The organism is Pseudonocardia benzenivorans CB1190, from assembly GCF_000196675.2.
Lineage (GTDB): Bacteria > Actinomycetota > Actinomycetes > Mycobacteriales > Pseudonocardiaceae > Pseudonocardia > Pseudonocardia benzenivorans.
The window spans coordinates 4,246,108-4,257,745 of record NC_015312.1; the positions used below are offsets into that span (position 1 = coordinate 4,246,108).

Sequence of the window (11,638 nt, forward strand, 5' to 3'; positions counted from 1 at the left end):
CGTGTTCGGGATCCTCCGGCCCTGCCGGCACACGCTCCCCGGCGGGTTGAAGGCCGACTGGACGGGCCATCTCTGCGGGCTCTGCCTGGCGTTGCGCGACGAGCACGGCCAGCTGGCGCGGACCGTCACCAACTACGACGGGCTCGTCGTCTCGGTGCTGGTCGACGCCCAGACCCCCGCCGAGCCGCGGCGGCGCCGCGCGGGGCCCTGCCCGCTGCGCGGGTTCCGCACCGCGGGCGTGGCCACCGGGGAGGGTGCCCGGCTCGCGGCCGCGGTGTCGCTGGTGCTGGCGTCGGCCAAGCTCGCCGACCACGCCGCCGACGGCGACGGCGCGATGTCGCGGCGTCCCGTCGCCGCGGCCGCACAGGCACTGTCGCGACGGTGGGCGGGCCAGGCGCGCAGCGGGTCCGCGGCGCTGGGGTTCGACGCGGGCGTCCTGCTCGACGCGGTCGCCCGTCAGCCCGCGGCCGAGCTGTCGGCCGGCAGCGGTGTCGCAGGTCTGCTGGCCGCGACCGAGCCGACCGAGACCGCGACCGCCGCCGCGTTCGCCCACACGGCCGTGCTCGCCGGGCGCCCCGGGAACGTCGCGCCGCTCGCCGAGGCGGGCCGGCTCTTCGGCCGCCTCGCGCACCTGCTCGACGCCGTCGCCGACCGGCGCGCCGACGACGTGGCGGGCGCCTGGAACCCGTTGACGGCCACCGGGACCGATCTCGTCACCGCCCGCCGGCTCGCCGACGACGCGACGCTGGGCGTGCGGCTCGCGCTGGCCGACGTCGACTGGGAGCGTCCGCGGCTGGCGCACCGGCTGCTGGTGCACGAGCTGGAGCGCGCCGTCGGCCACGCCTTCGCGCACGCGGGTGGGCCCGGGAAGACCGACCCGGAGACGGACCCGGAGAAGGTCGACCTGACGAAGCACCGTGACCCGGCCGGCGACACGGCCGGCGGCCGCTTCGGCAACCGCCGCGGGCTCCTCGGCGGTTGTGCCGCGGCGATCGGGCTGTGCTGCACCTGCCAGCTCTGCTGCGCCGACGAGTTCCCGGGACCGTGGAGCGGGCAGCGACGCCAAGGCCTGTGCGCCAACAACGACTGCGGGTTCTGCGACGGGTGCACCGACTGCTGCGACTGTTGCGACGGCTGCGACTGCTGCGACTGCAACTGCTGACCGTCGCCGCGCTCAGCCGCCGTAGAAGACCCGCTCGACGACCGCCCGGGACCGCCGCGTGGTGCGTCGGTAGTCGTCGAGGAACACGCCCGGGTCGCCACCCGGCGGGTAGCCGAGCGCGCTCGCGACGGCCGCGAGCTCACGTCCGGACCGCGGCAGCTGGTCGCCCGGCTTGCCCTTCACCAGCATGACGGCGTTGCGGGCCCGCGTGGCGATCGTCCATCCCGCGGTGAGCGCCGCGACGTCGTCGTCGGTGAGCAGCCCGGCGTGCGCGGCCTCGCGCAGCGCCTCGAGCGTCGACGTCGTGCGCAGCTCGGGCAGGTCGCCCGCGTGCTGCAGCTGCAGCAGCTGCGCGGTCCACTCGACGTCGGCGAGCCCGCCGAGACCGAGCTTGGTGTGGGTGCTGCGATCGGCGCCGCGCGGCAGCCGCTCGACGTCGACCCGGGCCTTGATCCGCCGGATTTCGGTGACCGACGCCGCGGGCAGCCCGTCGGCCGGGTACCGGATGGGGTCGACGAGCTCCACGAACCGCTTCCCGAGGTCGGCGTCACCGGCGATCGGCCGGGCCCGCAGCAGCGCCTGGGCCTCCCACACCTCGGCCCAGCGGGCGTAGTACTCGCGATAGGACCGCAGTGTGCGCACGAGCGGGCCCTGCCGGCCCTCCGGTCGCAGGTCCGCGTCGACGACGAGCGCCGGGTCCGGGCTGGGCGAGCCGAGACCCCGGCGCACCGACTCGACGACCTGCGTCGCCCACCGCACGGCGGCGGAGTCGTCGACCCCCTCGACCGGGTCGCACACGAACAGCACGTCGGCGTCGCTGCCGTAGCCCAGCTCCGCCCCGCCGAGCCGGCCCATGCCGATGACGGCCAGCCGCGCGGGCGCCGGGCCCTCGGCCGACCGTTCCTTGACCGCGGCGTCGAGGGTCGCGGCCAGCACCGCGCACCACACCGACGACAGTGCCTCGCACACCGCCTCGACCGACAGCAGCCCGAGCAGGTCGGCGCACGCCACCCGCAGCAGCTCGTGGCGGCGCAGCGAGCGCGCGGTGCCGACGGCCGAGGTCATCCCCAGCTGGCGCCCGACGGTGGTGCGCAGCGACGCGGCGACGTCGGCCGGGTCGCGGGTGAGCTCGTCGGGCCGGCCCGCGGTGGGGCTCGCCAACAGCCGCAGCACCTCCGGGGCCCGGACCAGCAGGTCCGGGACCAGCAACGACGTACCCAGCAGCCGCATGAGCCGCTGGGCGACCGCGCCCTCGTCGCGCAGCAGTCGCAGGTACCACGGCGTCTGCGCGAGCGCCTCGGAGACCTTCCGGTACGACAGCAGCCCGCGGTCGGGATCGGGGCTGTCGGCGAGGTCCTCCAGCAGCACCGGCAGCAGCGTGTGCTGGATCTGCGCGGCCCGCGACACCCCGCTGGTCAAGGCGCGCAGGTGGTTCAGCGCCCCTTCGGGCGACGCCCAGCCCAGCGCGGCGAGCCGGGCCGTGGCCGCCTCGGCGGACATCCGGACCGCGTCGGCGGGCAGCCGCGACACCGACTCCAGCAGTGGCCGGTAGAACAGCTTCTCGTGCAGCCGCCGCACCCGGCGCGCGTTGCGATGCCACTCGTCGAGCAGCACACCGACGACGTCGCGACGGCCGTCGTGGCGCAGCCGGGCCGCCCGGGCGAGCCAGCGCAGCGCCTCGACGTCGTCCTCGGCGGGCAGCAGGTGGGTGCGCCGCATCCGCTGCAGCTGCAGCCGGTGCTCGAGCAGCCGCAGGAACCGGTACGACGCGGCGAGGTTCGCGCCGTCGTCACGGCCGATGTAGCCACGCCGGGCGAGCGCCTCCAGCGCCGTCAGCGTCGACGGCGAGCGGATCTCCTCGTCGGTGCGGCCGTGGACGAGCTGCAGCAGCTGCACCGCGAACTCGACGTCGCGCAGCCCGCCGCGGCCCAGCTTCAGCTCCCGCTCGGCGTGGTCGGGGCGGACGTGCTCCTCGACCCGGCGGCGCATCGCCTGCACGTCGGGGACGAAGTCGTCGCGCTCGGCGGCCTTCCACACCATGGGCGAGACCGTGTCGAGGTAGGCCTGCCCCAGCTGCGGGTCGCCGGCCGCGGGCCGGGCCTTGAGCAGCGCCTGGAACTCCCACGTCTTGGCCCAGCGCCGGTAGTAGGACTCGTGACCCTCCAGCGTGCGCACGAGCGCGCCCTGACGGCCCTCGGGGCGCAGGTTGGCGTCGACCTCGAAGCAGGCCTCACCGGCGACACGCATCATCCGGCTCGCGATGCGCGTGGCGGTCTGGTCGGCGGGCTCGGCGACGAACACGACGTCGACGTCGGAGACGTAGTTGAGCTCGCAGCCGCCGGTCTTACCCATCGCGATGACGGTGAACCGGGCGTCCGGGCCGGGGTCGAACTCGGCGACGGCGACGGCGAGACAGGCCCGCAGCGCCGCGAGCGCGAGGTCGGCGAGCTGGCAGGCGACGTCGTCGACCTCCATCACCGGCAGCGACGCGTCGCCGACCGCGGCGAGGTCGGCCGCGGCGAGGCCGAGCAGCTCGTCGCGGTAGGCCGTCCGCAGCGCGGCGACGGCCTCGGCGCCCGTCAGCGTCGCGACCGAGCCGCCCGGCGCGCCCGCGAGGGGCGCATCCGGGTCGGCACCGACCGCGCGCAACAGGTTGGCGGTGCGCCGCGCGAGGTCCGGCGGCGGGTCGTTGCGGTCGGGACCGTCGGCCAGCAGGGCCCAGCGGTCCGGATGGGTGACGAGATGGTCGCCCAGAGCCGTGGACGACCCCGTCAGCGCGAACAGCCGCGCACGCAGGCCGATGTCGGCGCGCAGCTCGGTGTCGATCGTCGACCACTGCGGCGCGGCGTCGGCGAGGCGTTCGACGGTGCGCAGCGCGAGGTGCGGGTCGGGGCTGCGGGCCAGCGCCCACATGATCTCCTCGGCGCCGGGCGCGGGGTTCTCGTCCGCCCACCAGCCGAGCTTCTCGAGCGTCGGTTCCGCCCACGGCTCGACGAGCCCGAGCCTCGCCAGCGACGTGCCACCGCTGCGATCCACCACGGTCACCGATCCTGCCCTATCCGCGTCCGGTCGTGGTGGGTGCGGCGTGTGGCGTGCGGTCCGGGGCCGGCTCGAAGCGGACCTCCCGGTGCAGTCCGCCCGGGACGAACCCGATGCGCGCGTAGATGCGGTTGGGGACGTCGGCGGCGACGTCGGTGAACAGCACGACCTCGCGCGCCCCCGCGGCGAGGGCCCGCCGCACGCAGGCGGCCGTGACCGCCGGGGCGTAGCCGTGGTTGCGGTGCTCGGGCGGGGTGTAGACGGGGCCGATCCGCGCGACCCCGGCCGCGGGGAGCCTCGTCACGCCGAACGCGACGGGTGTCCCGTCGACCTCCCAGACGACCGGGTCGCGCCCGGCGGCCCGCTCGTCGGCGACGAACCGGGCGGGATCGGGACCGCCGTCCCCCGGCCCGGGTGCGGACCCGCCACGGTCGTGGCCGGGGGCGGTGCCGGGGTCCGGGCCGGGGTCGGGAACCGTGCCGGGGGCGTGCCCCGGGGCGGCGCGGTCCTGGCCGGGGTCGTCGGGCCCGGCGGTGTCGGGGCCGTCGGGACCCGGGACGGGGACGGGGACGGGGACCGGCCGGCCCGGGTGGTCGGTCGCGACGTCGGCGACGAAACCGCGGAACCACCGCGCCAGCAGCGGTCCGTCGGCGTCGGTCGCCGCCCTTGCCGTCCCGGCGACACCCCTCGGGACGACGAGCGTCCCCAGGGTCCACAGCCGCATCTCGATGTCGGTCACCGGGATCTCGCCCGTACCCCCGACCCGCGCCCGCACCAGCGCCGCCACCCGCTCGACGGGTCCGAATGCGCCGCGCCGCCACAGGGGCTCGTCGCCCGCCAGCTCGGCCGCGAGGGCGTCCGCGGCGCCCGCGGGCAGCGCGGAGACCTGGAGGCCGTGGCCGGCGAACCGCAGCGCCGCCGCGACCGTCGCGCCGCCGTCGTCGTGCACCGTGGCGAGTGTCGCGGGCGCCGGCCCGGCACCGGACCGGGCGCGCTCGGCCAGTGCCGTCAGCGCGAACGTGTTGACGACCGGGTCGGCCGCGAGCACGGGCAGTGCGAGCTCGTGCCACGCGGCGAGCCCGGCCGGGTCGGTGTCGTAGCGCCTCACGTCCACCGCCCCACCCTGTCCGGGCGGGGCGGCCGACGCCAGCGATTAGAGGATCGGCAGGTAGGTCGCCAGCTCGTAGGGCGTGACCTGGCGGCGGTAGCCGTCCCACTCCTGACGCTTGTTGCGCAGGAAGAAGTCGAAGACGTGCTCCCCGAGCACCTCCGCGACCAGCTCCGAGTGCTCCATCGCCGACAGCGCCTCCGTGAGGTTCTGCGGCAGCGTCTCGTAGCCCATGGCACGACGCTCGGTCTCGGTCAGCGACCAGACGTCGTCCTCGGTGGCTGCCTGCAGCTCGTAGCCCTTCTGCACACCCCGCAACCCGGCGCCGAGTATCACCGCGAACGCCAGGTACGGGTTGCAGGCGCTGTCGAGGGTGCGGATCTCCACCCGCCGCGTGGACTGCTTGCCCGGGGAGTACATCGGCACCCGGACCAGCGCCGACCGGTTCGCGTGCCCCCACGACACCGCCGTCGGGGCCTCGCCGCCGGTGATGAGCCGCTTGTAGGAGTTGACGAACTGGTTGGTCACCGCGCTCATCTCGCGGGCGTGCCGCAGCACCCCGGCGACGAACGCCTTGCCCGTCTCGGACAGCTCGTAGGGGTCGTCCGGGTCGTGGAACGCGTTGCGGTCGCCCTCGAACAGCGAGAAGTGGGTGTGCATCGCCGAGCCCGGGTGGTCCGAGAACGGCTTGGGCATGAACGAGGCCCGCACGCCCTGCGTGATCGCGACCTCCTTCACGACGTAGCGGAACGTCATGATGTTGTCGGCCATCGTCAACGCGTCGGCGTAGCGCAGGTCGATCTCCTGCTGGCCGGGACCGCCCTCGTGGTGGCTGAACTCGACGGAGATGCCCATCGACTCCAGCGTCTCGATCGCGTTGCGCCGGAAGTGCGGCGCGACGTCGTGGCTGGCCTGGTCGAAGTAGCCGCCGTTGTCGGCCGCGGTGGGCGGCGAGCCGTCGGCCGGCAGGTCGCGCAGCAGGTAGAACTCGATCTCGGGATGGACGTAGCAGGTGAAGCCGGCCTCGCCCGCCTTCGACAGCGCACGGCGCAGCACGTGCCGCGGGTCCGCCCACGACGGCGAGCCGTCGGGCATCGCGATGTCGCAGAACATCCGCGCCGAGTAGTGCTCGCCGCCCGGGGTCTCCCACGGCAGCACCTGGAACGTCGAGGGATCGGGCCGGGCCACCATGTCCGACTCGTAGATCCGGGCGAAGCCCTCGATCGCGGAGCCGTCGAAACCGATGCCCTCGGCGAACGCGCCCTCCAGCTCCGCCGGAGCCACGGCCACCGACTTGAGGTAGCCGAGCACGTCGGTGAACCACAGCCGCACGAAGCGGATGTCGCGTTCCTCGAGCGTTCGGAGCACGAACTCCTGCTGACGATCCATGGTCACCGAGCCTAGGAATGGGCTGTTACGGGAATGTTTCGTCGCCGGTCGCTCCCGACGACATCACGCAGCCGTGGTGGCTGCGCGGTCACGACAGCCTGCACTCGAGGCCGTCCGGGGGCAACGTCAGGTCGGTCAGGTAGGCCGCGACCGCACCGTCGACGCACGCGTTGCCCTGCAGCGACGCCGTGTGCTGGTTGCCGTCGACCTTGATCAGCCGCCCGCCGAGGGCCTTCGCGAGGTCGACGCCCGCCTCGTACGGTGTGGCCGGGTCGCCCGTGACCGAGACGACGACGGTCGGCGGCAGCCCGCTCACGTGCGGCACGTGCGGCTGGCTCGTCGGCTTGACCGGCCAGAACGCACACGGGTCCAGCGCGTCGACCGGGCCGAGGCCGGTGCTGCGGAACGGGGCGACCTCGTCGACGCGGCGGTTCTGCTCGTCGATCTGCGCGCGGTCGGTGATCTGCTGCTCGTCGACGCAGCTGATCGCGGTGAAGGCCTCGAGCATGTTCGAGTAGTGCCCGGACGCGTCGCGGTCGTAGTACAGGTCTGCGAGCCTGAGCAGGATCGAGCCGCTGCCCAGCGCGAGCTCGGCGATCCCACGCGCCAGGATCGGGTAGGCGGCGGAGATGTAGAGCGCCTGTGACACTCCGGTCTGGGCGTCGTTCCAGCCGAGCACCCGCCCGCCGCCCGCGGGCACCGGCTTGTCGATCAGGGGCCGCACCAGCTTCTGGAACGCCGCGGTGGCCTGCGCCGGGTCCTCGCCGAGCGGGCACGGCGTCGGCTGCGCGGCGCACCACCGGGCGAACGCGTCGAACGCGTCCTGGAAACCTTCGTTCTGGTCGACGGTGCGGTCGATGGTCGTCTGCTCCGGGTCGAGCGCGCCGTCGAGCACCAGTGCCCTGACGTTCTGCGGGAACGCCTCGGCGTAGGTCGAGCCGATCCGGGTGCCGTAGGAGAAGCCCGCGTAGGTGAGCTTGTCGTCGCCCAGCACCGCGCGCAGCACGTCCATGTCCTTGACGACGTCACGCGTCCCCACGTTCGCCAGCACGTCGACCCCGGTCTTCGAGACGCAGCCCTGCACGAACGCCTTGTTCTCGGCCTCGGTGCGCGCGACGCCCGCGGGCGAGGGGTCGGTGTCGTCGTCCGCGCGCTCGGCGTCGTTCTGCTTGTCGTCGAGGCAGTCGATCGCGGGGGTGCTCGCACCGACGCCGCGCGGGTCGAACCCGACGAGGTCGAACCGCGACAGGATCGCCCTGGGCGTGCCGGCGCCGCCGGCGAGGGTGGCCGCGAAGCTGATGCCCGAGCCGCCGGGCCCGCCGGGGTTGACCAGCAGCGAGCCGATCCGGGCGGCCTGGTCGGTGGCGCGGTGCCGCAGGACGGCGATCTCGGCGGTCCGCCCGCCGGGCTGCGCGTAGTCCAACGGCACCTGCAGCCGCGCGCAGTCCAGGTCCGGGGCCGCGAAGGCCTTGCGGTCGGCGTCGGACTCCGCGAACGGGGCGCAGGGCCCCCACGAGAGCGTCTGGTCGTAGTACTTGGCGAGCGCGGGATCGCTGCCCGCCGCCGCGCCCTGCGCCGCGCCGGTGCCGCTCGCCGTCGTCGTGCAGGCCGTCGTCAGCGCCGCGGTGAGCAGCGCCGCGAGGACGACGAGTGTCGTGCGGAGCGCCCGGGACGGCGCGGGGAACGTCACGGCGCCAGCATGCCAGCGGCCCACCTCGCCCGCCGCGCCGCACCGCCGCTCCATCGGGTGGCCGCGTGCCGCGGCGCCGTCCGGCGGGCGGGGCGCAGGTCACCGTGTGAGCTGGGTCGCCGTCGGCTGCGCCGGAACCGTCCTCGGTGTCACGCTTCGGTCCTCAGCCCCTGACGACCCGGGGACCCGCACAGCGGGCCTCGAGGGAGGACGGACGACGATGTCTGCTGCCGCGCACACCCCTGCCGAGAACACCCCCGGCCCCCGCGCCGAGGAGCACGCGCCCTACCGCACCACGGCCCGCCCCAAGCGCACGCGGATCCACCACCTCGCGGAGATGAAGCAGCGCGGCGAGCGCTGGCCGATGCTCACCGCCTACGACCGCTATGCCGCCGAGATCTTCGACGAGGCGGGCATCCCGGTCCTGCTGGTCGGCGACTCGGCCGGCAACAACGTCTTCGGCTACGACAACACCATCCCGGTGACCGTCGACGAGCTGATGCCGCTGGTCAAGGCCGTCGTGGGCGGGGCGCCGAACGCGCTCGTCGTCGCCGACCTGCCGTTCGGCAGCTACCAGGTCTCCCCCGCCCAGGGCCTGGAGACCGGCATCCGCTTCATGAAGGAGGGCGGGGCGCACGCCGTCAAGCTCGAGGGCGGTGCCCGGTTCGCCCCGCACGTCGAGGCGCTGGCCGGATCGGGCATCCCCGTCATGGCGCACATCGGGTTCACCCCACAGCACGAGCACGCCCTCGGCGGCTTCCGCATCCAGGGCCGCGGCGACGCGGGCGACCGGCTGATCGAGGACGCGCTGGCGCTGCAGGAGGCCGGGGCGTTCGCGGTCGTGCTGGAGATGGTCCCGGCCGACGTCGCGAAGCGGGTGACGGGCGAGCTGCGGATCCCGACCGTCGGCATCGGGGCGGGCCCCGACTGCGACGCGCAGGTCCTGGTCTGGTCGGACATGGCGGGCATGAACCGCGGCCGCAAGCCGCGCTTCGTCAAGCCCTACGCGGACCTGGGCTCGATCCTGCTCGACGCGGCCAAGGCCTACGCGGCCGACGTCCGCGGCGGCGAGTACCCCGACGCCGAGCACTCCTACTGACGCCGTGAGCGGCGATGGTCGCCGGAGCGACCATCGCCGCTCACGACCCGTCGTGGGGACTCAGCAGCGCTGCGCGACCGGTGCGCGCAGCCCCGCGACCGGCTCGCCGGCGGCGAAGCGGGCCAGCATCCCGACGGCGGGACACTCCCCCGCCGCGGCCCGCTCCGCCAGCCGGTCGACCCGCGCGAGGTCGGCGTCGCGACCCACGAGCGCGGCCCGTGCCGCGGCGAGCAGCGCGGCCGTCCCCTCCGCGACCCAGGGGTCCGCGAGCCCGCCCACCGCGCTGCGCCGGTGGGCGTCGGGGTCGGGCACGAGGGCGCGGCCCTCGAGCGTCGTGTCCAGCACCAGCCCGGTGAGCAGGCTCAGCAGTTCGCCGTAGAGGCCCGGGTCGGGGCAGGCGTCGAAGGCCTTGAACTCGATGCGCCCCACCTCGGCGGGCAGCCGCGCCGGCTGGGTGAGCGACGGGTCGGTGTCGAGCAGCCGGCCCGCGCCGTCGAGGAACACCATCGCGGCGGGCCGCGCCCCGGTCCGGACGGCCGTCCGTGCCGAGAGCCCGCCCCACGCGACGCCGTCGCGGAACGGCGAGGAGAACGACAGCGGCACGAGCCACGGGCTGTAGTGGGTGAGCTTGGCACCGACGTCGATCAGCTCGTCCTCGCCCATCCCCGAGCAGGACAGGTTGAGGTCGGGCCCGTAGGTGACCATGTGCAGGTGCGCGGTGCGCTCCTCGGGCGAGCCGGTGCGGTGCCGGACCTCCCACGCGTTGTAGGGCGGCTCGACCGGGTACGACGAGCGCAGCGGGTTGAACCCGACGGCGATCGTCGAGAAGCCCGCGGCGGCCGCGACGGTGTCGAGCGCGGCCTGGTCGGCGCGCAGTGCCTCGACGGCGGCGTCGACCGAGTCGTGGATGCGGGTGCGGATCTCGATGCCCTTGGGGTCGCAGCGGACGAGGCCGCCGACGTCGTCGAAGCGCTCGAAACCCTCGACGTACCAGCGCTTGCGCTTGATCCCGAGGTCCCCGACCCGCAGGTCGGCGAGGTCCGCGGGGTCCTCGGGGAGGGCGTCGACGAGCGCCTGGGCCTCGTCGAAGGCGAGATCGGTGAAGTCGGCGAGCGTGCCGTCGATGCGCAGCAGTGCGCACTCGTGCTCGATCCCGTAGCGGAACGACCGCACGGACGGGGAAAGGGCCACCCGGAACTCCTCGACGACAGCCACCGGCACGTGTGACCGGTGGGACCAATGGGGCTGTTGGGACGAAAGTGATGACACTCCGTGCTCGGCCGACGACCATGCGCAGGAGTGACGCGGAAACCGCCGGATAAGGGTAGCCTTACGGTCATCGACGGGGACCCGCGCTACTCCCGGACCACCAGTCCGGACGCCGGAGCAGCCACGATGCCGACGACCCCGGGCATCGCGCGTCGCCCCCGCCGGTGGAGCGGCCGTCGTACGCCACCGACGGCGCACCCGCCACACCCACTGCGGCACAGGACGATCACGACATTTCCGCCGACGCACCCGGAGCACACGACGTGACGAGAGCCGACATCCGCGAGAGCCGCGCCGCCGGGCCGCGCGCGACGCTCGCCCGCGACGCCAGCGACGTGCTGGCGGCGCTGCGGGAGCGTCGCTCCTGCCCCGGCCTCACCCTGCCCGGCCCCGACCACGACGAGCTGCGCGCGATGCTGGAGGCCGCGGTCTCCGCGCCCGACCACGGGCGACTGCGGCCGTGGCGGTTCATCGTCGTCGACGCGGCCGCCCGCACCGCACTCGGCGACGCGCTGGCGGACGCGCACGCCGAACGCGACCCGGCGGCCACCCCGGAGGAGCTCGACCGGGTGCGCGCCAAGGCACACCGCGCGCCGACGATCGTGGTGGTCGTCGCGGCGCCGCAACCGCACCCGAAGGTCCCGGCGTGGGAGCAGCGTGCCTCCGCGGTCTGCGTGGCGCACGGCGTCGTGCTCGCGGCGGACGCGCTCGGCTACGGCGCGATCTGGCGCACCGGCTGGTTCGGCGAGGCCCCCAAGGTGCGGGCGCACCTCGGCCTCGCCGCGCACGAGGACGTCACCGGCTGGATCTACCTCGGGACGCCGGTGCGGCAGCAGGCGCCGCGCACCCCGACCGAGCCCGCGATCACCTGGCTCACCTGAC

The 11,638-nt window shown here is 74.8% G+C and carries 8 protein-coding genes; 3 read left to right on the top strand and 5 right to left on the bottom strand.

The genetic code is table 11. The features are described 5' to 3' along the window. Position 1: 1 nt before the first annotated feature. Positions 2-1,162, top strand: a complete 1,161-nt coding sequence (locus PSED_RS19940) for a DUF5685 family protein (protein ID WP_173400055.1) — start codon at positions 2-4, stop codon at positions 1,160-1,162. A 12-nt stretch (positions 1,163-1,174) separates the two neighbouring features. Here PSED_RS19940 and PSED_RS19945 read toward each other — a convergent pair whose 3' ends face one another. The 4 genes from PSED_RS19945 to PSED_RS19960 form a co-directional block, all read right to left on the bottom strand. Beyond that, positions 1,175-4,201, bottom strand: coding sequence for a bifunctional [glutamine synthetase] adenylyltransferase/[glutamine synthetase]-adenylyl-L-tyrosine phosphorylase (locus PSED_RS19945; protein WP_013676048.1), 3,027 nt, complete (start codon positions 4,199-4,201; stop codon positions 1,175-1,177). A 16-nt stretch (positions 4,202-4,217) separates the two neighbouring features. Then, positions 4,218-5,315 (bottom strand): GNAT family N-acetyltransferase, encoded by a 1,098-nt coding sequence (locus PSED_RS19950; protein WP_013676049.1) that lies wholly within the window; start codon positions 5,313-5,315, stop codon positions 4,218-4,220. Between the two features lie 39 nt (positions 5,316-5,354). Beyond that, on the bottom strand, positions 5,355-6,698 hold the full coding sequence (locus tag PSED_RS19955) for a glutamine synthetase family protein (RefSeq protein ID WP_013676050.1): 1,344 nt from the start codon (positions 6,696-6,698) through the stop codon (positions 5,355-5,357). A gap of 88 nt (positions 6,699-6,786) precedes the next feature. Then, entirely contained in the window at positions 6,787-8,442 is a 1,656-nt protein-coding gene (locus PSED_RS19960) for an alpha/beta hydrolase (RefSeq protein ID WP_013676051.1), read from the bottom strand. A 166-nt stretch (positions 8,443-8,608) separates the two neighbouring features. On the opposite strand from PSED_RS19960, the gene panB reads away from it, so the two are divergent. Continuing rightward, complete coding sequence (gene panB / locus PSED_RS19965) at positions 8,609-9,487, top strand: 3-methyl-2-oxobutanoate hydroxymethyltransferase (protein WP_013676052.1); 879 nt, start codon at positions 8,609-8,611, stop codon at positions 9,485-9,487. A 60-nt stretch (positions 9,488-9,547) separates the two neighbouring features. Here panB and PSED_RS19970 read toward each other — a convergent pair whose 3' ends face one another. After that, positions 9,548-10,678: a glutamate-cysteine ligase family protein gene (locus PSED_RS19970; RefSeq protein ID WP_013676053.1), complete on the bottom strand. Its 1,131-nt coding sequence runs from the start codon at positions 10,676-10,678 to the stop codon at positions 9,548-9,550. A gap of 341 nt (positions 10,679-11,019) precedes the next feature. Here PSED_RS19970 and PSED_RS19975 point away from each other — a divergent pair, with 341 nt between their 5' ends. After that, entirely contained in the window at positions 11,020-11,637 is a 618-nt protein-coding gene (locus PSED_RS19975; protein WP_013676054.1) for a nitroreductase family protein, read from the top strand. The last annotated feature ends 1 nt before the right edge of the window (position 11,638 follow it).